This window comes from Kineococcus sp. NBC_00420, from assembly GCF_036021035.1.
In the GTDB taxonomy this organism is placed as follows: Bacteria; Actinomycetota; Actinomycetes; order Actinomycetales; family Kineococcaceae; genus Kineococcus.
The window spans coordinates 937,115-957,515 of the sequence record NZ_CP107930.1 but is presented as its reverse complement, the minus strand read 5'-3'; the positions used below and the strand labels follow the sequence as shown (position 1 = coordinate 957,515).

The 20,401-nt window shown below is 73.1% G+C and carries 18 protein-coding genes and 1 pseudogene; 14 read left to right on the top strand and 5 right to left on the bottom strand.

Annotation, left to right across the window (positions count from 1 at the left end):
• Positions 1-52: 52 nt before the first annotated feature.
• Positions 53-1,120, bottom strand: coding sequence for a trypsin-like serine peptidase (locus OG218_RS04710; RefSeq protein ID WP_328292045.1), 1,068 nt, complete (start codon positions 1,118-1,120; stop codon positions 53-55).
• 119 nt (positions 1,121-1,239) lie between these two features.
• Between OG218_RS04710 and dxr the strand changes: the two genes are divergently transcribed.
• The 6 genes from dxr to OG218_RS04680 all read left to right on the top strand — a co-directional run bounded on the left by dxr (position 1,240) and on the right by OG218_RS04680 (position 8,443).
• On the top strand, positions 1,240-2,433 hold the full coding sequence (gene dxr, locus OG218_RS04705) for a 1-deoxy-D-xylulose-5-phosphate reductoisomerase (protein ID WP_328292044.1): 1,194 nt from the start codon (positions 1,240-1,242) through the stop codon (positions 2,431-2,433).
• Positions 2,430-3,752 (top strand): M50 family metallopeptidase, encoded by a 1,323-nt coding sequence (locus tag OG218_RS04700; RefSeq protein ID WP_328292043.1) that lies wholly within the window; start codon positions 2,430-2,432, stop codon positions 3,750-3,752. The genes dxr and OG218_RS04700 overlap by 4 nt, the downstream gene beginning before the upstream one ends.
• Positions 3,753-3,826: 74 nt before the next feature.
• On the top strand, positions 3,827-4,987 hold the full coding sequence (gene ispG, locus OG218_RS04695) for a flavodoxin-dependent (E)-4-hydroxy-3-methylbut-2-enyl-diphosphate synthase (RefSeq protein ID WP_328292042.1): 1,161 nt from the start codon (positions 3,827-3,829) through the stop codon (positions 4,985-4,987).
• Between the two features lie 46 nt (positions 4,988-5,033).
• Complete coding sequence (locus tag OG218_RS04690; protein ID WP_328292041.1) at positions 5,034-5,924, top strand: GNAT family N-acetyltransferase; 891 nt, start codon at positions 5,034-5,036, stop codon at positions 5,922-5,924.
• 109 nt (positions 5,925-6,033) lie between these two features.
• A complete protein-coding gene (locus OG218_RS04685; RefSeq protein ID WP_328292040.1) occupies positions 6,034-6,477 on the top strand; it encodes a hypothetical protein in 444 nt (147 codons plus the stop codon).
• 205 nt (positions 6,478-6,682) lie between these two features.
• Positions 6,683-8,443 carry a proline--tRNA ligase gene (locus tag OG218_RS04680; RefSeq protein ID WP_442906364.1) on the top strand — a complete coding sequence of 587 codons (1,761 nt, stop codon included), beginning with the start codon at positions 6,683-6,685 and terminating at the stop codon, positions 8,441-8,443.
• 30 nt (positions 8,444-8,473) lie between these two features.
• Here the strand turns inward: OG218_RS04680 and OG218_RS04675 are convergent, their stop codons facing one another.
• Both OG218_RS04675 and OG218_RS04670 read right to left on the bottom strand, forming a co-directional pair.
• Positions 8,474-9,277 carry a tryptophan-rich sensory protein gene (locus tag OG218_RS04675; protein WP_328292039.1) on the bottom strand — a complete coding sequence of 268 codons (804 nt, stop codon included), beginning with the start codon at positions 9,275-9,277 and terminating at the stop codon, positions 8,474-8,476.
• A gap of 35 nt (positions 9,278-9,312) precedes the next feature.
• A complete protein-coding gene (locus OG218_RS04670; protein WP_328292038.1) occupies positions 9,313-10,377 on the bottom strand; it encodes a phosphotransferase enzyme family protein in 1,065 nt (354 codons plus the stop codon).
• Positions 10,378-10,652: 275 nt separating this feature from the next.
• On the opposite strand from OG218_RS04670, the gene OG218_RS04665 reads away from it, so the two are divergent.
• The 4 genes and pseudogenes from OG218_RS04665 (at position 10,653) to OG218_RS04655 (ending at position 13,050) form a co-directional block, all read left to right on the top strand.
• A complete protein-coding gene (locus OG218_RS04665; protein ID WP_442906461.1) occupies positions 10,653-11,987 on the top strand; it encodes an aspartate aminotransferase family protein in 1,335 nt (444 codons plus the stop codon).
• 4 nt (positions 11,988-11,991) lie between these two features.
• Positions 11,992-12,123 (top strand): annotated as a pseudogene (locus OG218_RS26585) (GntR family transcriptional regulator); the annotation flags it as partial.
• Between the two features lie 47 nt (positions 12,124-12,170).
• On the top strand, positions 12,171-12,410 hold the full coding sequence (locus OG218_RS04660; protein ID WP_328292036.1) for a UTRA domain-containing protein: 240 nt from the start codon (positions 12,171-12,173) through the stop codon (positions 12,408-12,410).
• A complete protein-coding gene (locus OG218_RS04655; protein WP_328292035.1) occupies positions 12,391-13,050 on the top strand; it encodes an NUDIX domain-containing protein in 660 nt (219 codons plus the stop codon). The genes OG218_RS04660 and OG218_RS04655 overlap by 20 nt, the downstream gene beginning before the upstream one ends.
• A gap of 2 nt (positions 13,051-13,052) precedes the next feature.
• On the opposite strand, the gene OG218_RS04650 is transcribed toward OG218_RS04655, so the two are convergent.
• Positions 13,053-13,928, bottom strand: a complete 876-nt coding sequence (locus OG218_RS04650; protein ID WP_328292034.1) for an endonuclease/exonuclease/phosphatase family protein — start codon at positions 13,926-13,928, stop codon at positions 13,053-13,055.
• Between the two features lie 38 nt (positions 13,929-13,966).
• On the bottom strand, positions 13,967-15,034 hold the full coding sequence (locus OG218_RS04645) for a ferritin-like domain-containing protein (RefSeq protein WP_328292033.1): 1,068 nt from the start codon (positions 15,032-15,034) through the stop codon (positions 13,967-13,969).
• Between the two features lie 126 nt (positions 15,035-15,160).
• Between OG218_RS04645 and rimP the strand changes: the two genes are divergently transcribed.
• The 4 genes from rimP (at position 15,161) to infB (ending at position 20,365) form a co-directional block, all read left to right on the top strand.
• The gene (rimP, locus tag OG218_RS04640; protein WP_328292032.1) at positions 15,161-15,772 is read left to right on the top strand and encodes a ribosome maturation factor RimP; all 612 of its coding nucleotides are present in this window, start codon (positions 15,161-15,163) and stop codon (positions 15,770-15,772) included.
• Positions 15,769-16,791 (top strand): transcription termination factor NusA, encoded by a 1,023-nt coding sequence (gene nusA / locus OG218_RS04635; protein WP_328292031.1) that lies wholly within the window; start codon positions 15,769-15,771, stop codon positions 16,789-16,791. The genes rimP and nusA overlap by 4 nt, the downstream gene beginning before the upstream one ends.
• 161 nt (positions 16,792-16,952) lie before the next feature.
• Positions 16,953-17,192 carry a YlxR family protein gene (locus OG218_RS04630; RefSeq protein WP_442906363.1) on the top strand — a complete coding sequence of 80 codons (240 nt, stop codon included), beginning with the start codon at positions 16,953-16,955 and terminating at the stop codon, positions 17,190-17,192.
• A 92-nt stretch (positions 17,193-17,284) separates the two neighbouring features.
• The gene (gene infB / locus OG218_RS04625; RefSeq protein WP_328292029.1) at positions 17,285-20,365 is read left to right on the top strand and encodes a translation initiation factor IF-2; all 3,081 of its coding nucleotides are present in this window, start codon (positions 17,285-17,287) and stop codon (positions 20,363-20,365) included.
• The last annotated feature ends 36 nt before the right edge of the window (positions 20,366-20,401 follow it).

Sequence of the window (20,401 nt, the reverse complement as noted above, 5' to 3'; positions counted from 1 at the left end):
CCGGTGACCCCACGGGGTCACCGGCCGTTCGTGCTCCTGCGGGTGGTGCGGGTCAGTTCCCCGCGGCCTCGTGGTAGACGGCCGCCACGACGTCCCCGAACAGCGGTCCGTAGAGGACCTGGGTGGCGTCGTTGTAGCTGAAGCTCACGACCGAGGTGACCGTGCCGGTGCCCTTGGCGGGGTCGAGACCGCTCAGCCACGGCCCGCCGCTGGAACCACCGGCCATGGTGCACAGGGTGGCCCGGTCGGTCGTGGGGTCGTTGGTGGAGGTGACGTCGGTGAACCGGGTGCCGGTGCAGAACTGCAGGGTGGTCCCGTCGGCCGCGGCGCCGCGTCCGGGGTAGCCGAAGACGGTCACCGGGTCCAGGGCGGGGGTGAAGTCGATGGCGAAGGAGCCGACGGTGTCGGCCAACGAGCGGCCACCGACCGACTGCACGACGGCGAACCCGACGTCGAAGTTCAGGGCCTCGGCCTTCGACTGGTCGCCCTGGCGCCACTGGGTGGTGGTGAACAGCTTCGTCGCGGGGAAGGTCCCGTAGGGGGCGCTCGTCCCGTGCAGGCCCGGCACGAAGACGACGTTGGTCGAGACCACCCCGTTCTCGGTCAGGCAGTGCCCGGCGGTGACGATGACGTTGCCCGCGACCGAGGCGACGCTGCTGGCGCTGCACTCGAAGTTGCCGCGCCCCTGGGTGAAGAACAGCCGGCCGACCTTGCGCGCCACCGCGGCCGGGCCCGCCCACGGAGTGCTCGTGGCGACGGTGGAGGCGGGAGCCGTCCCGGAGGCGCGGCGGGTGCTGCGCCCCACCACGCCCGCGTCGCCCACGGCGAGGGTCGAACGCGTCGACGGCGCCGGCGCGACCTCGGGGGTGGCCGGGCGGGCGGCTGGACCACCCGGGGCGACGACCCGGTCCGCGGGCTGGGCGGAGGCCATGCGCTCGGGGGTCCAGTACTCCGTGGCCACCTGCTGCACGGTCGCGTCGGTGGTGGAGAGCAGCGACACCGAGGTGCTCCCGGTCCCGGTCACCTCGACCGCCTGGGCGCTGCCCCCGCTGAGGCTGAGGACGAGGGAGGAGGCCAGCGCGAGTGCGCCGGCGGAGCTCGCTCGGACGAGTCTTCGCATGACGGGTGTCCTTCCGGTGCCGGTGGTGCTGGGGTCATCCTTGCGGATCCGGTGAGGATTCGCCCCAGTGTGCCGGTCACGGGGCGTGGCGGAGGCCCTCGACCGGTCATGATGGGTGGGTGAGCCCGACCCCTGAGACGCCCGGCGGAACCCCCCGCGAGGTGGTGCTCCTTGGCAGCACCGGCTCCATCGGCACCCAGGCCCTCGACGTCGTCGCGGCCGCCCCGGGAGCCTTCCGCGTCGTCGCGCTGGCCGCCGGCGGCGCCGACGTGCAGCTGCTGGCCCGCCAGGCCCTCGACCACGGCGTCGCCCTCGTCGGGGTGGCTCGCAGCGAGGCGCTGCCGGCCCTGCAGGAGGCGTTGCGCGCGCAGGCGGCCGGGCGGCCGCTGCCCCGCGTCGTCGCCGGCCCGGAGGCCGCGAGCGAGGTCGCGACCCACCCCTGCGACGTCGTCCTCAACGGCATGACGGGCTCGGTGGGCCTGCGCCCGACGCTGGCCGCGCTGGCGACCGGGCGCACGCTCGCGCTCGCCAACAAGGAGTCGCTCGTCGCCGGGGGGCCGCTGGTCACCGCCGCGGCGAAGCCCGGCCAGATCGTCCCCGTCGACTCCGAGCACTCCGCCCTGGCCCAGGCCCTGCGCGGCGGGAGCGCCGACGAGGTCGCCCGACTGGTCGTGACGGCCAGCGGCGGCCCGTTCCGGGGCGCTCGGCGCGAGGAGCTCACCGAGGTCACCCCGCAGCAGGCGCTGGCCCATCCCACGTGGACGATGGGACCGGTCGTCACCACGAACTCCGCCACGCTGGTCAACAAGGGGCTCGAGGTCATCGAGGCCTCGCTGCTGTTCGGCATCGGCTACGACCGGATCGACGTCGTCGTGCACCCGCAGTCGGTCGTGCACTCCATGGTCGAGTTCACCGACGGCTCCACGCTGGCGCAGTGCTCCCCGCCGGACATGCGCCTGCCCATCGCGCTGGGGATCGCCTGGCCCGACCGCGTCCCCGGTGCGACCGCCGGCATCGACTGGACGCGGGCCGCGTCCTGGACCTTCGAACCCCTCGACGCGGAGGCGTTCCCCGCCGTCGACCTGGCCCGCGAGGCGGGCCGGCGGGGCTCCACCGTCCCCGCGGTGTTCAACGCCGCCAACGAGGAGTGCGTCGCCGCCTTCCACGCCGGCCGGCTGCCGTTCCTGGGGATCGTCGACACCCTCGCCCGCGTCGTCGGCGAGCACCACCCGGGCGGTGACCCGCGCGACGTCGAGGACGTGCTGGCCGCCGAGGACTGGGCCCGGGCGCGCGCCAACGAGCTCGTCGCATGACCACGGTGCTGCTGTGGGTCGTGGGGATCCTGGCCGCCGCGATCGGCGTCGCCCTCTCGATCGCCCTGCACGAGGTGGGGCACCTGCTGCCCGCCAAGAAGTTCGGGGTCAAGGTCGTCCAGTACATGGTGGGTTTCGGCCCCACCCTGTTCTCCCGCCGGCGGGGGGAGACGGAGTACGGCGTCAAGGCCATCCCGCTCGGGGGCTACATCCGGATGATCGGGATGTTCCCCCCGGGGGAGGACGGTCGCGTCCGTGCCTCGACCACGGGCCGCTGGGCGCTGATGGCCGAGGAGGCCCGGCAGGCGAGCTTCGTCGAGATCGAACCCGGCGAGGAGCACCGGACGTTCTACCGCCGTCCCGTGTGGCAGCGGATCGTCATCATGTTCGGGGGTCCCTTCGTCAACCTCGTCCTGGCGCTGGTCCTCACCGCCGTCGCCGCCAGCGCCATCGGCCAGCCCGGCTACGTCCCGACGCTGTCCGCGGTCTCCGAGTGCGTCCTGCCGGCGGGCAGCACCGCGACCACGTGCGGCGCCTCCGACACCGCCGCCCCCGGTGCGGCGGCCGGTCTGCGGCCCGGGGACGAGATCGTCGAGTTCGGCGGGAAGCCCGTCCAGGACTGGAACGCGCTGTCGGCGCAGATCCGCGCCGACGGCGGCCGGGCCGTGGACCTCGTCGTGCTGCGCGACGGGCAGCGGGTCCCGATCACGGCGACGCCCGTCCTCACCGAACGCGCCGTGACCGACGCCACCGGGAAGGCCACGGGGGAGACCGAGCGGGTCGGCTTCCTCGGGGTCTCGCCCAGCATCGCCGTCGTGCGGACGCCGCTCGGCGAGGTCCCCGGCGTCGTCGGCACCCAGATCGAGGGCGTCGCCAACATCGTCGTCCGCCTGCCGCAGCGGCTCTACGACGTCGCCCAGGCCGCCTTCGGTTCCGCCCCGCGCGACCCGAACGGCCCGATCGGCGTCGTCGGCATCGGTCGCCTGGCGGGGGAGCTCAACGCCCAGCCCGCGATCATCCCCGGGGACGAGCTCGCCGAGCGGACCTCGCGCATCGTGTCGCTGCTGGCGGGCCTCAACGTCGCGCTCTTCGTCTTCAACATGATTCCGCTGCTGCCCTTCGACGGCGGGCACATCGCGGGGGCGCTGTGGGAGGTCGTGAAGAAGGCGATCTTCCGGCTGCGCCGCCGACCCGACCCGGGCCCCGTCGACGTCGCCAAGGCGATGCCGCTGGCCTACGGGGTGTCGATCGTCCTGGTGGGGATGAGCGTCCTGCTGCTCTACGCCGACATCGTCCGCCCGGTCACGCTCAACCAGTGACGGGACCAGTGAACCCCGGGTGAAGACCGCGACCCCTGGTCGTGGTCGCGCCGGTGCGGGTTGATACTGGCGGGGTGAGCGTCAGCCTCGGTCTCCCCGCCCTCCCGCCCCCCGTCCTGGCCCCCCGTCGCAGGACGCGCCAGATCCAGGTGGGCAAGGTGGGCGTCGGCAGCGACTCGCCCGTCTCGGTGCAGTCGATGACCACCACCCCGACGACGAACATCAACGCCACGCTGCAGCAGATCGCCGAGCTGACCGCGTCCGGCTGCGACATCGTCCGGGTCGCCTGCCCGACCAACGAGGACGCCGAGGCGCTGCCGATCATCGCGAAGAAGTCGCAGATCCCGGTCATCGCCGACATCCACTTCCAGCCGAAGTACGTCTTCGCGGCCATCGACGCCGGCTGCGGCGCGGTGCGCGTGAACCCGGGCAACATCCGCAAGTTCGACGACCAGGTCAAGGACATCGCGAAGGCCGCCAAGGACGCGGGCGTCTCGATCCGCATCGGCGTCAACGCCGGGTCCCTCGACCCGCGCCTGCTGGAGAAGTACGGCAAGGCGACGCCCGAGGCGCTCGTCGAGTCCGCCGTGTGGGAGGCCTCGCTCTTCGAGGAGCACGACTTCCACGACTTCAAGATCTCGGTCAAGCACAACGACCCGGTGATCATGGTCCGCGCCTACGAGCTCCTCGCCGAGCGGGGCGACTGGCCGCTGCACCTCGGGGTGACCGAGGCCGGTCCCGCCTTCCAGGGCACGATCAAGTCCGCGACCGCCTTCGGGGCGCTGCTGTCCCGGGGCATCGGCGACACGATCCGCGTGTCCCTCTCGGCGCCGCCGGTCGAGGAGGTCAAGGTCGGCATCCAGATCCTGCAGTCGCTGAACCTGCGCCCCCGCAAGCTCGAGATCGTCTCCTGCCCCTCCTGCGGGCGGGCCCAGGTCGACGTCTACTCCCTGGCCGACGCGGTGACCGAGGGCCTGGAAGGCCTGACGGTCCCGCTGCGCGTGGCGGTCATGGGCTGTGTCGTCAACGGCCCGGGGGAGGCCCGCGAGGCCGACCTCGGCGTGGCCAGCGGCAACGGCAAGGGCCAGATCTTCGTGCGGGGCGAGGTCATCAAGACCGTCCCCGAGCACGACATCGTCGCGACCCTCATCGAGGAGGCCAACCGACTGGCCGCCGAGATGGGCGAGCCCGAGGACGACGCGAGCGCCGGGGCCCCGGTCGTCTCCGTCAGCTGAGCGCCCCGGTCTCGACCATCCGGGCTCGACCGGGCAGGATGCGGGAGTGTCCCTGACCAACTCCGCCGCCGCACGCGGCACCTCGGCGTCCGGGACCCTGCGCGTGCTCGGGGGGGCCGACGCTCCCGCCCTGCTGCGGCTGTGCGAGCGCGATCCCGTCGCGAACCTCTTCGTCTCCGCCCGCCTGCTGGGGCTGGTGGCCCGTCCAGGCAGCGACCTTGGCGGGCAGGTCTGGGGCTGGTTCGAGGACGGGCAGCTCGTCTCCGCCTGCTGGGCCGGGGCGAACCTCGTACCCGTCGAGGCGACCCCCGCGGCCCTCGACGCGTTCGCCGCGCACGCCCGCGCCGAGGGCCGACGCTGTTCCTCCCTCGTCGGGCCGGCGGAACCCGTCCTGGCCCTGTGGCAACGCCTCGAACCGCACTGGCGCGGCGTCCGCGAGGTCCGCGCCAACCAGCCGCTGATGGTCTGCGACTCAGCGCCCCTGGTGGAGCCCGACCCGGCCGTGCGCAGGGCGACGCTGCGCGAACTCGACCTCGTCGTCCCCGCCTGCGTCGCGATGTTCACCGAGGAGATCGGGTACGCCCCCGCCCCGCCCGACGGCGGCGGCGCCTACCGCGCCCGCATCGCCGAACTCGTCTCCACGGGTCGGAGCTTCGTCCGCATCGACGTCGGCCGCTCCGGCCCCGAGGTCGTGTTCAAGGCCGAACTCGGCGCGGTGTCGCCGAGAGTCGTCCAGGTGCAAGGGGTCTGGGTCCCCCCGCACCGCCGCGGCGAGGGGCTCTCCGAACCCGGCATGGCCGCCGTCTGCGAAGCCGCCTTCGCCGACGGGGTCACCTCGGTGTCGTTGTACGTCAACGACTACAACGCCAGGGCGCTCGCCGCCTACCGCCGCGTCGGGTTCCGCGAGGTGGGTTCGTTCGCCACCGTCCTGTTCTGATCCCTCCCGGCAGCTCGACGCGGCTGCCCGGACGTGCTCAAGGTCTGTCTGCACCGACCGAGATCAGAGGGGGCGATCTCCGCCCGCGGGTCGGGGTCTGGGGGACGGCGTGTCGGACGAAGGCGTCGAACAGGTCGGTGCTGTGGAACTACCCGGGCAGGAGCTGCTCGAGTTCCTCCTGGAGGCTGTGGATCACGCCACCTCGCGTGTCGTTCCCCGAGGCGGTCCGCTCGTTCCCTTCGCCATCGTGGACGGAGCGGGTGGGAGCACGTTCCACCAGGTCGTGGAGCAGGATCTGGTGCTGGCCCAGGAGCAGGTGCGGTTCGTCGTCCAGCAGGAGACCGGCGTGCGCATGGCCTGTGTCGCCTGGGACGGCTACGTGACCGTCGACGGTGTGCGTACCGACGCCGTCTTCGTCGACGGCTGCGACGACAGCGGCGAACCCGGCTACGTCTTCGTCCAGCGCTACGGTCGTGCCGGTCGCTTCCGGCGCTCGATGATCGTGTTGGGCAACACGGCGGTGTCCTCCCGTTCCGAGCGCCTCTTCGATTGAGTGGTGCGGTGCGGCCGGCGAGGTCAGGCACATCACCGGTCGATGGGGAGAGCCGTCGGTGCGACGACGCCGGTGCCCTGGCGCCAGGATCGTCGCACCGACGGTTCACTCCACGTGGTGACACCGATGGGTGAGGCCGTGGGTGCCGGCCCGGCCGCCGACGACGGTGGTGAAGCCGGTGGAGCCGCGCCGATACCCTGGGGTCGTGCTGATGCGGATGTCGACCCTGTTCCTGCGGACCCTGCGGGAGGACCCCGTCGAGGCCGAGGTGGCCAGCCACAAGCTGCTGGTGCGGGCGGGCTACATCCGGCGGGCCGCGCCGGGCATCTACACCTGGCTGCCGCTGGGGCTCCGCGTCCTGCGCAAGATCGAGGACGTCGTCCGCGAGGAGATGAACGCCTCCGGCGCGCAGGAGGTCCACTTCCCCGCGCTGCTGCCCCGTGAGCCCTACGAGGCGACGAACCGCTGGACCGACTACGGCGACGGCATCTTCAAGCTGAAGGACCGCAAGGGCGCCGACTACCTGCTCGCGCCCACGCACGAGGAGATGTTCACCCTCCTGGTCAAAGACCTGTACTCCTCGTACAAGGACCTCCCGCTCTCGATCTACCAGATCCAGACGAAGTACCGCGACGAGGCGCGGCCCCGCGCGGGCATCATCCGCGGCCGCGAGTTCGTCATGAAGGACTCCTACAGCTTCGACGTCGACGACGCCGGGCTCGAGACGTCCTACGAGCAGCACCGCGACGCCTACATCAAGATCTTCGCCCGCCTCGGGCTGGAGTTTGTCATCGTCTCGGCGGTGTCGGGGGCCATGGGCGGTTCGCGCAGCGAGGAGTTCCTGCACCCCACGCCCATCGGGGAGGACACCTTTGTCCGCTCGCCCGGCGGCTACGCCGCGAACGCCGAGGCCGTGACCACGCTCGCGCCGCCCGCCATCCCCTTCGACGGCCTGACCGCCAGCCACGTCGAGGACACCCCCGACACCCCGACGATCGACACCCTCGTCGCCGTCGCCAACGAGAAGCACCCCCGCGCCGACCGGCCCTGGACGGCGGCGGACACGCTGAAGAACGTCATCGTCGTGCTCAAGCACCCCGACGGCACCCGGGAACCGCTGGCCGTCGGCGTCCCCGGTGACCGCGAGGTCGACACCAAGCGCCTCGAGGCGGCCGTGTCGCCCGCCGAGGTCGAGGCCTTCGAGGCGGCCGACTTCGCGAAGAACCCCGCGCTGGTCAAGGGCTACATCGGGCCCGGCGTCCTCGGTTCCGAGAACGCCAGCGGGATCCGCTACCTCGTCGACCCCCGCGTCGTCGACGGGTCCGCCTGGATCACCGGGGCCGACGTCGACGGCAAGCACGTCTTCGACCTCGTCGCGGGCCGCGACTTCACCCCCGACGGCGTCGTCGAGGCCGCCGAGGTCAAGGCCGGCGACCCCGCCCCCGACGGTTCCGGACCGCTGGAACTGGCCCGCGGCATCGAGATCGCGCACATCTTCGCCCTCGGTCGCCGCTTCGCGCAGGCCCTGGACCTCAAGGTGCTCGACGAGAACGGCAAGCAGGTCGTCGTCACCATGGGTTCCTACGGCGTCGGTGTCACCCGCGCGATGGCGTGCGTCGCCGAGGGCAACCACGACGACAAGGGCCTCGTCTGGCCGCGGGTCCTCGCGCCCTACGACGTCCACGTGGTCGCGACCGGCAAGGACCCGGAGATCTTCGCGACCGCGGAGCGCCTCGCCGGGGAACTCGAGGCGCAGGGCGTCGAGGTCCTCTACGACGACCGTCCCAAGGTCTCGCCCGGCGTGAAGTTCAAGGACGCCGAGCTCGTCGGGGTCCCGACGATCCTCGTCGTCGGCAAGGGCCTCGCCGAGGGGCAGGTCGAGCTCAAGGACCGTCGCAGCGGCGACTCCGAGCAGATCGCCCTCGACGACGCCGTCACCACCGTGGTGCGGACCGTCCGGGGCTGAACGGCACGGGCCGGGGGGAGGGGGCGGCGCTCAGCCGCGGAGCGTCCGTCCCCGCCAGCGCGCCAGCACCGTCGCCCCCGCGACGACCACGGCCGCCGCTCCGGCCGCGACGGCCACCGTCGTCGACGTGTTCGCCTCGGCGCCGCCGCGGGCCGCCGCGACCCAGCCCAGTCCCCACGTCAGGCCCGCCCCGAAGGCGAGGCGTCCACGGCCGCGGACGGCGGTGAGGACCCCCACTCCGGCCGCCACCGTCAGCACCCCGACCGCCCAGGCGGGTTCCGCCGACGTGAGGCCCTTGTCGCGCAGGACCGCGGCCACGTTCGCGACGGTCGCGATCGACACCCAGCCCAGGTACAACCCCATCGTCCCGTCGACCAGCACGGCCTCGACGCGCGACGCCGGTCGCTCCCGCAGCAGCCGACCGAAGGTCGCCACCAGGACCACCAGCAGCACGACGATGACCAGCACGGAGAGTTCGACCTGCCCGGCCTGCACCGTCCCGATCCAGACCGCGTTGAGCACCAGCGAGGCGGCGGTGAGCCACCCCGTGGAGCGCTGTCGGGCGTCGTCGCGGTGCGCGGGCAGCGCCTGCCACACCGTCAGCCCCACCAGCCCCGTGTAGACGACGCTCCAGATCGCGAACGCGGGCCCGGCCGGGGCCACCAGCGTCGCGTCCGCGGAGAGCGCACCGCCTGCGGCCGAGGCGATCGGCGTGCCCCCGAAGGCCCCCGACCCCACCGTCGCCCCGGCGATGCCGAGCACGGCACTGGTGACGACCACCACCTGACGCAGGGCGTCGGAGGAACCGCTGCTGGACACCGCGTCGCTGGTCACGCCCGATCCTCGCCGCTGGACGGGCGCTGCGCACGTCAGCGCAGCAGCCAGTCCGGGCGGTCCAGGTAGCGCTGCGCGACCTCCGCGGTGCCCGGCACCTGCGCGGCCCACACCGCCGGCGGCAACGCGTCCTCGCGGTGGGTCGTGGTCCAGCCGAGCATCTGCAACCGGCGCACCGTCGACAGCGCCGTCGCGACGGCCAGGTCCTCCTCGGAGACCGCGCGCATGGAGCGGTACCCCTCCAGCCAGGCCGCGGCGATGGTCGGGGCGAACGGTTCGTGCTCGATGAAGCTCAGCGCCGCGGCGAAGTCCCACAGCAACCGCGACGTCCCGCAGTCGTCGAAGTCGATGACGGTCAACCGGCCCGTGGTGTCGACCATGATGTTGGAGGGCCGCAGGTCGGCGTGCACGAGCCCGCTCGACGCGGGGGACTCCGCGACCCCGGCGAGGACCTCCCGCGCGGCGGTCTCGGCCCGTTCGCAGACGGCGAGCTGCTCCGGGGACAACGCCGCGCCGCGCCAGTCGCCCCAGCGGCTTCCCGCTCCCAGCGCGTCGTCGAGGCCCCAGCCGAACCGGCTGAACCCGGCGGGCGGCGTCCACCCGTCGACGTGGTCGTGCAGGGCGGCCGTGGTGGCGCCGATCTCGGCGTAGGTGCGGCGCAGGGTGGCGTCCTCCAGACCCGCGCCGGCGAGGGTGTCCTCGAGGATCTCGCCCCGGACGAACGCGAACGCCACGGCGAACCAGCGGGCACCCGCGCCGTCGAGGACCTCGTGGACGAGGGAACCGTCCGCGAGGGGCAGGACGTCGGGGACCCGGACTGAGGTCTCCGCGGCGATGGCCCTCACCCAGGTGAGTTCCGCGGCGATCTGCGTCGGGTCGGCGACGTAGCCGGGCCGGTGGACCCGCAGGACCGCGGTCGGGAGGCCGTCGACGTCGATCCGGAACGTCGCGTTCTCGGACACCGCGATGAGGGTGAGGGAACTGCTCGTGGGCAGGTCCCAGGCGGCGCGCACCGACGTGGAGATCCAGTCCGGGGCGGGATCGCCACGGCGCAACGCGGCGAACGCGGCGAACGGTGGGGCGTCGGGCGTGGTGGTCACGGTTCTCCTCGGGGTGCGAGGAGGGCTGGGCGCCGCGCCGAGTGTGGCACGAGCGGTCCGCGCGGGGAACCCCCGTGTCCTGCGCAACACGCCGTTCACACGCGGCCCCGAGAGTTGACCTGGACGAAACACGGGTGGGCTGTGCGGGCCGCCGCGTCGCGCCAGGATCGACGTCGAGCAGTTCCGTCGTGAGGGCTTGGGCGCCGACGCGGTGCGAACAGACGCAGGACAGGACCAGCCGAACCAGAGGTGACCCGGTGACCCGCTCGACGATCATGGACACGAACAGCTTCCGGCCCGAGCACGCCGAGGGCCTGGACCCGGCGACGCGGGCCCTCACCGAACGCCGGTCCGCGGTGCTCGGCGGCTCCTACCGGTTGTTCTACCGCCGTCCGGTCCACCTGGTCCGGGGCGAGGGGCAGTACCTGTTCGACGCCGACGGGACGAGGTACCTGGACATGTACAACAACGTCGCGAGCCTCGGGCACTGCCACCCCGCGGTCGTCGAGGCCGTGACCCGGCAGATGCAACTGCTGAACACCCACACCCGCTACCTGCACGAGGGGATCCTCGACTACACCGACGACCTGCTCACCACGTTCCCCGCCCCGCCGACGGGGGAGTGGAAGGCGATGTACATGTGCACCGGTTCGGAGGCCAACGACCTCGCCCTGCGGGTCGCGAAGGCCTGGAGCGGTGGCGAGGGTTTCATCGCCACCACCGAGGCGTACCACGGCACCAGCGAACTCACCTCGGGAGTCTCGCCGGCGCTGGGTTCGGGGCAGCCGATCGCCCCCACCGCCCGTCTCGTCCCCGCCCCGGACGTCTACCGCACCGGCGTCGACCCCACCCGGATCGGGTCCTGGTTCGCGGACCGGGTGCGCGCCGCGATCGACGACCTGGAGGCGCACGGGACGAAGCTCGCCGCCTTCATCGCCGACTCGGTCTTCTCCTCCGACGGCGTGCTGCCGGCACCGGCCGGCTACCTCGCCGAGGCCGTCGACGTCGTCCGCGCCGCCGGTGGGGTGTTCATCGCCGACGAGGTGCAGCCGGGTTTCGCCCGCACCGGGGAGGAGTTCTGGGGTTTCGCCCGGCACGGGATCGTCCCCGACCTGGTGACCCTCGGGAAACCCATGGGCAACGGCGTCCCGGTGTCGGGGGTGGTCGCGCGCGAGGAGGTGCTGGCCGCGTTCAGCGACCGGATCCCCTACTTCAACACCTTCGGCGGGAACCCGGTCTCGATGGCTGCCGCGCAGGCCGTCCTGACGACGATCCGCAGCGAAGGCCTGCAGGAGCACTCCGCGAAGGTCGGCACCGCGATGCGCGCTGACCTCGAAGGGCTGAGGCAGAAGCACCCCGCCGTCGGTGACGTCCGCGGCACCGGGTTGTTCACCGGCCTGGAACTCGTCACGGACCCGGCGACGCGCGAACCCGACCGCGACCTCGCGCTCGCGGTGCTCGAGGAACTGCGCGACCGCGGGGTCCTGACCTCCGTGGCCGGCCCGCACGGCAACGTCCTGAAGCTCCGCCCGCCGCTGGCCTTCCAGGTCGCGGACACCGACTGGCTGGTGGGCGCCCTCGACGCCTCGCTCACGGCTCTGGGGCGCTGAGCGTGTGGACACTCCGGCGGACCGGGTCTGCGGGACGCTGCGGCGGCTGCTGCGCGAGGAACGGTTCCACCCCGGGGAGTCCCTCGGCAGCGAACGCGCTCTGGCCGAACGTCTCTGCGTCGGCCGGACCGTCCTGAGGCAGGCGCTGGGCGGCTCGCCCCCGACGAACCCGTCGTCCGCGTCGTGCGGCTCCGCCTGGTCGAAGCCGTCCCGGCCGACGGGGAACGGGCCGGACTCCTCGAGGTCCCGCCCGGGTCGGCGTTGCTGGAGACCCGGCGGGTGGCCCACCAGGTCGACGGTCGGCCCGTCGGGTACGCCCACGACTTCTTCCGGGCCGACCGCACCCGCGTGCACCTGCGGGAGCTCGGGACCAACTGGAAGCGGACCGTGCGACGATCCCGGGGTGACTCGACCAGGCGTTGACGTACCCGACCGCCGCGGCCGCACCGGCCTCGACCAGGTGGGCCGTGACCTGACGGGCAACCCACGGGTGCGGATCCGCGACGTGCGCGTGCTCACCTCGAACTGGTTCGTGACCCGGACGACGACGTTCGACGTCCAGCACTCCGACGGGTCGTGGTCGAGCGAGGAACGCGAGACCTACGACCGCGGCGACGGAGCCACGATCCTGCTCTACGAGGTGGCGGCCCGGACGGTCCTGCTGACGCGGCAGTTCCGCCTCCCCGCCTACGTCAACGGCCACCCCGACGGGATGCTCGTCGAGACCGCCGCGGGCCTCCTGGACGCCGACGACGCGGAGACGGCGGTCCGGCGCGAGACCGAGGAGGAACTCGGCCACCCCGTCGGGGAGGTCACCCACCTCTTCGACCTGTGGACCAGTCCCGGCTCCGTGACCGAACGCCTGCACTTCTTCGCCGCGCCCTACGCCCACGGCGACGTGGTGGCGGGCTCGCGCACCGGGGTCCGCCACGAGGGCGAGGACATCGAGGTGCTGGAACTCGACGTCGACGACGCGGTGTCGCGGATCGGCACCGGCATCGTCGACGCCAAGACCGTCCTGCTGCTGCAGTGGGCCGTCCTGAGCGGGCCGTTCGCCCGCTGAGGTCAGGGTTCCAGGTCGACGACCACGGCGGCGTGGTCGCTGGCCCAGACGCCGTCGACGGGTTCGGTGGCCACCAGCCGCACGGCGCGGACCGACCCCTCGCCGGTGAACGGGGACAGCCCGACGAGGACGTGGTCGATGCGCGCGCTGGGCTGGTGCACGCGGGCGACGAAGGGGTTGCGCCGGTCCCAGGTGAACCCCGGGTCACCGGCCTCGGCGAACCGCCACGCGTCGACCAGTACGAACCCCGGGACGGGTCCCGCCGTGAGGTAGCCCGCGGCGAGCCGGAGTTCGTCGGACTCCGCGACGGCGTTGAAGTCGCCGGTCAGCACCGGCGGGTAGTGCTCGCCGCGCCGGAACCCCTCTGCCACGAACGGCACGAGCACGTGGACCTGGGCGAGGCGGACCGCGGACTCGGCGGGGGAGGAGTTCAGGTGGGTCGTGGTGAAGGGCAACGGCCGCCGTGGGGTGTCGACGAGCACCCGCAGCGCGGTGCGGCCCTCGTCCTCGTGACCGCCGCCGGGCAGTTCCGCGACGTCCTCGGCCAGGAACGGGTAGCGGCTGAGCACGGCGTTGCCGAACTGGAAGGTGTCGGCGCGCTCGGGGTCCTCGCCGTTCCAGACCAGCCGGCGCCGCCAGCGCTCGGGGGCGGGGGAGGGCGACCAGGCGACGTGCATCCCGAGGCGTTCCCCGAGCCAGTGCGCGAGGTTCTCGTCGGCGTCGGCCCAGACCTCCTGCAGGCCCAGGACGTCGGGACGTTCCTGCTCGAGCACGGCGAGGATTGATTCCCGGCGGGTGCGCCAGTCCCCGAAACGCCACCAGACGTTCCAGGTCATGACCCGCAGGGCCGTGGCGGGGTGCTCCGGTGGCGTGCTCATCTCGTCGTGCAGTCTTCCAACCCGCTCGCCCCGGCGCCTCAGGGGGTGCTCGTCGCGGTCGCGGTGGCGCTGCTGGTGGCCCTCGGGACGCTGGTCCCGTCCTCGGCGAGCTCGGGCATCCCGGGGAAGCTCGTCACCGTCGACCCCCAGCGCCGGGCCGTCCGGGCGTTGCGCAGCAGGGCCGAGACCGCGAGGGTCCGGTCGGGGGCGCTCGTCGCGACGACGTCGGCGTAGGCGCCGGTCAGCCGCTCGGTCATCGTGGCGGCCAGCGCGGTCGCGGCCTCGGCCGTGGGCACGGCGGCGTCGTAGCCGACCGCGGCCTGCGCCGGGTCGCCACCGCGGGAGACGAGCACGTCGACGAGGTCGTCGCGGGCGACGCGGTGGGCGGCGAGGTCGGCCGCGGCCTCGGCGCGGCGGGGATCGGGGAGTCGCCCCTCGACGAGGGCGAAGCCGAACACCGCGGCGTGCTCACCGGCCAGGGCCGCCTGCAGCGCGGCGGTCCCCGCCCGGTCCTCGGGTTCGAAGGGGGTGGGGGTCGGCGAGGCGGGTGCCGGGGCGGCGGCCGGCAGCGCCACCGCGGGGGCGGCCACCCCGGTCGCGGTGCTGACGTCGTCGAGGAGGACGGCGCGGGAGGCGCCGACCGCGGCGAGCAGCCGGGCCATCCCGGCACTCGGCGCGCGGTCGGTGCGGCTCGCCGCGGTCAGGGCCGAGGTGGTGGTCACGGCGAGGCGGTCCAGGACCGCGGCGGCGTCCACCGCCGCCGTCCCGCCCGAGCTCGTCACGCCGAACTGCTCCTCGCCCAGCGCCCGCAGGTGGGCCTCGCAGGCCTGCACCGCGAGGGTCGCCACGCTCCCCAGGGGTTCGGCGGCCCGGGCGGCGGGCAGCAGCAGTCCGAGCAGGTCCCGGGTGTCCGCGACCGCCGCGTCCCGGGCGTCGTCGTCGGGGCCCCGCTGCGCCGTCGGGGTGGTCTCCGCGCCGCTGACCCAGCGGACGTCGCAGCCGCCGAGGCCCAGGACGGCCAGGCCCGCACCGAGCCCGGACACGGCCCCGCGCAACGCCGTCCGGCGGGTCAGGGGCTGCACGGGGTGGCGGGGTGGGACGAGCACGCCCGCGATCGTCCCACCGTCCGTGACCGGTCCGGGACGGCCCCCGCAGCGGCTAGGCTGACCCGTCGTGCCCGGCCCGGTGGGTCGGCACGCCAGGACAACTCGAGAGCAGGGGAGGGAGCGGTCGTGCCGACGCTCGACGAGGCCGTGACCGCGGTGCTGACCCCGGTGTTCGCCACCGGGACCGAGATCGGTGCCGAACTGGCCCTCGACGAGGTGAGCGTCACGACCGCCGGCCGCCGCCAGGTGGTGAGAGTGATCGTGGACCGCGCCGGTGACGAACCCGGCGACCTGGACATGGACGCCGTGGCCGCCGCCTCGACCGCCGTCTCGCAGGCCCTCGACGACTCCGACGTGCTGGGTGAGGTGCCCTACACGCTCGAGGTCTCCTCGCCCGGGGTCGACCGGCCGCTGACGACGCCGCGGCACTGGTCGCGCGCCCAGGGCCGCCTGGTCCTCGCGGTGCTCGCGGACGGGTCCACGCTGATGGTGCGGGTCGACTCGGTCGACGAGGCCGGCGTGCACACCGTCGGGGAACCCCAGATGGTCAAGGGCAAGCCGCCGCGGGCCAAGGACGTGGGGGCCCTGCGCCACCTCACCTGGGCCGAGCTGGTGCGCGGTGAGGTGCAGGTCGAGTTCCGCCGCCACGACGAGGACGTCGAGGACCCGGTGGCCGACCCCGACCAGCCGGACGAGGACGACGAGTTTGACGACGAGGGAACCGAGGACGAGCAGTGAACATCGACATGGCCGCGCTGCGGATGCTGGAGCGGGAGAGGGAGATCCCGTTCGAGACCCTCGTGCGGGCGATCGAGCAGGCCCTGCTCGTGGCCTACCACCGGACCGAGCACGAGGACCACAAGGCCCACCCCGACGCCCGCGTCGAGCTCGACCGCGCCAGCGGTGAGGTCCGCGTCCTGGCCAAGGACCGCGACGACGAGGGTCTGGTCACGGGCGAGTTCGACGACACCCCCTCGGGCTTCGGCCGGATCGCCGCGACGACCGCCCGTCAGGTGATCCTGCAGCGCCTGCGCGACGCGGAGGACGACGCGGTGCTCGGCGAGTACGCCGACACCGAGGGCGAGATCGTCTCCGGGGTGATCCAGCAGGGTCGCGACCCGCGTGTCGTCCAGGTCGACCTCGGCACCCTCGAGGGCGTGCTGCCCCCGCAGGAGCAGGTGCCCGGTGAGAAGTACGAGCACGGCAGCCGCATCCGCTGCTTCGTGGTCAGCGTGAAGAAGGGACCCAAGGGCCCGCAGGTCGTGCTCAGCCGGTCCCACCCGATGCTGGTCCGCAAGCTGTTCGCCCTCGAGGTCCCCGAGATCGCCGACGGCACGGTGCAGATCACCGCGCTCTCGCGCGAGGCCGGTCACCGCTCCAAGATGGCGGTGCGCGCCATGCGGTCGGGGATCAACGCCAAGGGCGCCTGCATCGGCCCGATGGGTCAGCGCGTGCGCGCCGTCATGGCCGAGCTGCGCGGCGAGAAGGTCGACATCGTCGACCACTCCGACGATCCGGCGGAGTTCGTCGGCAACGCGCTCTCGCCGGCCCGGGTGAGCTCCGTCGAGGTGGTCGACCTCGCGGCCCGCTCCGCCCGGGTGATCGTCCCCGACTACCAGCTGTCGCTGGCGATCGGCAAGGAGGGCCAGAACGCCCGTCTCGCCGCGAAGCTGACCGGCTGGCGCATCGACATCCGCCCCGACACGGTCGCCGACACCGAGCCGTCCGCGAAGGCCCCGTCCGCGGGCGAGGCCTGAGCGGGAAGGGCTACACTGGCGCCATCGTTACACTGCCTACGACCGGTCGCCCCGTTTCGGGTGTTGGCCGGCGCTCCGCGACGCCCGAGGCTTCAGGCCCGGTGCGTACCTGCGTGGGGTGCCGTCAACGGGACTCCCGGTCGACGCTGCTGAGGGTCGTCGTGGCACCGGACGAGGTGGGGAACCTCCTCGTCGACGTGCGGCGCCGGCTCCCGGGCAGGGGCGCGTGGTTGCACTTGAGCAGCGCGTGCCTGGAGCAGGCGGAGAAGCGACGGGCCCTGCCCCGTGCGCTGCGCCGTCCGGCTCCCCTCGACGTCTCTGGCGTACGGTCCTACCTGGACTCGTGCTCGCACGGAGCCGTCGTGTCCACCACCACCGATGAGAGCGGGTCGAACAGCTGATGAGCACCCGATGAGTCTCCACCGATGAATCCCCCCGACTGATGACGGTCCGCGCCCGGTAGAGACGAGCCCGGACCAAGAACAGGAGTGAAGTGGCAAAGGTCCGGGTCTACGAGCTCGCCAAGGAGTTCGGAGTCGAGAGCAAGGTCGTTCTGGCCACGCTCAAGGAGATGGGCGAGTTCGTGCGTTCTGCGAGCTCGACCGTCGAGCCGCCGGTCATCCGGCGGTTGAAGGACAAGTTCCCCACCGAGGGTGGCGCTGCCGCCGCTCGTCCGGCCCCGGCGGTGAAGCCGGGTCCGCGCATGCCCCCGGGCGCCCGTCCGGGTCCCGCCGCGCGTCCCCAGGCGCCGGCTCCCTCGCAGCCGGCTCCGGCCGCCGAGGTCGCGCCGACGCCCAGCCCGGCTGCTCCGGCACCGAGCACCGAGGCGAGCCCCGCTCCCTCGATCCCGCAGCCGGCGTTCCAGGCGCCGCCCGCGGTTCCCGCCGAGCGTCCCGCCGCTGCCGCCGCGCAGCGTCCGTCCGCTCCGGCTCCGCAGCGTCCCGCCCCGGCCGGTCGTCCCTCGACCCCGCCGGCCGCGGGTGGTCCCCGTCCGGGTGCCCGTCCCGCGGGTCCCGGTGGTCCCGGCGCGCGTCCGGGTGCTCCCGGCGCGGGTGGCCCCGGTGCGCGTCGTCCGGGTCCGGGCGACCGTCCCGAGCGCAGCGACCGTCCGCAGGGCGACCGTCCCCGCAGCGACCGCCCGCAGGGTGAGCGTCCGCAGGGTGAGCGTCCCGGTCGCCCCGGCGCGTCCGGTGGCGCTCCGCGTCCCGGTGCCGGTGCACCGCGTCCGGGCAACAACCCCTTCGCGCCCAGCCAGGGCATGCCCCGCAGCCAGGGCGGTCCCGGTGGCCAGGGCGGTCCCGGCGGTGCGCCGCGTCCGGGCAACAACCCGTTCGCGTCCAACCAGGGCATGCCCCGTCCCCAGGGTGGGCCCCGTCCCAGCCCGGCCGGTCCCGGCGGTCCCCGTCCCGGTGGTCCCCGTCCCAACCCCGGCATGATGCCGGCGCGCCCGACGGTCGGCCGTCCGGGTGCGGGTGCCGGTCGTCCGGGTGCGCCCGGCCGCGGCGGCCCCGGTGGCGCTCGTGGTGGTGCGGGCGGCGGCGGTTTCGCCGGTCGTCCCGGTGGCCCCGGTGCGGGTGGCGGCGGTTTCGCCGGTCGTCCCGGTGGCGGCAGTGGTGGTCCCCGCGGCAACCGCGGCGGTACCCAGGGTGCGTTCGGTCGCGCCGGTGGTCGTCCCGTCCGTGGGCGCAAGTCCAAGCGGGCGAAGCGCCAGGAGTACGAAGCGATGCAGGCGCCCGCCGTCGGCGGTGTGTCCGTCCGTCACGGTGACGGGACCACGGTCCTGCGCATCCGTCGCGGCGCGTCGGTCAGCGACTTCGCGGACAAGATCGACGCCGACCCCGCGGCGCTGGTGACGATCCTCTTCCACCTGGGCGAGATGGTCACCGCGACCGCCTCCCTGGACGAGGACACGTTCCAGCTGCTCGGCAACGAGCTCGGCTACGTCGTCGAGGTCGTCTCTCCGGAGGACGAGGAGCGCGAGCTGCTCGCCGGCTTCTCCATCGACCTCGACGCAGAACTCGAGGCCGAGGGCGACGACGAGCTGTCGGCGCGTCCCCCGGTCGTGACCGTCATGGGTCACGTCGACCACGGCAAGACGAAGCTGCTCGACGCCATCCGTTCCTCCGACGTCGTGGCGAAGGAGGCCGGTGGCATCACCCAGCACATCGGCGCCTACCAGGTCGTCAAGGAGCACGAGGGGATCGAACGTCCGATCACCTTCATCGACACCCCCGGTCACGAGGCCTTCACGGCCATGCGTGCCCGTGGTGCGAAGGTCACCGACATCGCGATCCTCGTGGTGGCGGCCGACGACGGTGTGATGCCCCAGACCATCGAGGCGCTCAACCACGCCCAGGCGGCCGACGTCCCGATCGTCGTCGCGGTCAACAAGGTCGACAAGGACGGCGCGAACCCGGACAAGGTCCGTCAGCAGCTGACCGAGTACAACCTGGTGGCCGAGGAGTACGGCGGCGACACGATGTTCGTCAACGTGTCCGCGAAGCAGGGCATGGGTCTGGACAGCCTCCTCGAGGCCGTCCTGCTCACCGCCGACGCCTCGCTGGACCTGCGGGCGAACGCCGAGAAGGACGCTCGCGGCATCGCGATCGAGGGCAACCTCGACAAGGGCCGTGGTCCCGTCGCCACCGTCCTGGTCCAGTCCGGGACGCTGCACGTCGGTGACGCGATCGTCGCGGGGACCGGCTACGGCCGAGTCCGCGCGATGCTCGACGAGAACGGCGACTCCGTCTCGGAGGCGACCCCGTCGCGTCCGGTGCAGGTGCTCGGTCTGACCTCGGTCCCCGGCGCCGGCGACACCTTCCTGGTGGCTCCGGACGACCGCACGGCCCGTCAGATCGCGGAGAAGCGCGAGGCGCAGGAGCGCAACGCGGCTCTGGCGAAGGCGCGCAAGCGCATCTCGCTGGAGGACTTCACCGCCGCGCTGCAGCGGGGCAAGGTCGAGAGCCTCAACCTCATCCTCAAGGGTGACGGTGCGGGTTCGGTCGAAGCCCTCGAGGACGCGCTGTACAAGATCGACGTCGGCGAAGAGGTCGAACTGCGGGTGATCGACCGCGGTGTCGGTGCGGTGACGAAGAACAACGTCAACCTCGCCGTCGCCTCGAACGCGATCATCATCGGCTTCAACGTGCGGCCGGAGCAGCAGACCAAGGAGTACGCCGACCGCGAGGGCGTCGACATCCGCTTCTACTCGGTGATCTACGCGGCCATCGAGGACGTCGAGGCGTCCTTGAAGGGTCTGCTCAAGCCCGAGTTCGAAGAGGTCCAGCTCGGTACGGCGGAGATCCGCGAGATCTTCCGCTCGTCCAAGTTCGGCAACATCGCGGGTACGTTGGTCCGCTCGGGTCTGATCCGACGCAACTCCAAGGCGCGTGTCCTGCGCAAGGGTGTCGTGCACGGGGACAACCTGACGATCGAGTCGCTGCGACGGTTCAAGGACGACGCCACCGAGGTCCGCGAGGGCTACGAGTGCGGTATCGGCCTGGGCTCGTACAACGACCTCCAGATCGACGACGTCATCGAGACGTACGAGATGCAGGAGAAGCCGCGCGGCTGATCGGCCACGCGCTCTACCCGGTGGCCGGGGCGGAAC

Bases quoted from the DNA above. Each gene is read 5' to 3' on its own strand.
- OG218_RS04710 (WP_328292045.1), bottom strand. From the start codon at position 1,120: ATGCGAAGACTCGTCCGAGCGAGCTCCGCCGGCGCACTCGCGCTGGCC.
- OG218_RS04700 (WP_328292043.1), top strand. From the start codon at position 2,430: ATGACCACGGTGCTGCTGTGGGTCGTGGGGATCCTGGCCGCCGCGATC.
- OG218_RS04665 (WP_442906461.1), top strand. From the start codon at position 10,653: ATGGACACGAACAGCTTCCGGCCCGAGCACGCCGAGGGCCTGGACCCG.
- OG218_RS04650 (WP_328292034.1), bottom strand. From the start codon at position 13,928: ATGAGCACGCCACCGGAGCACCCCGCCACGGCCCTGCGGGTCATGACC.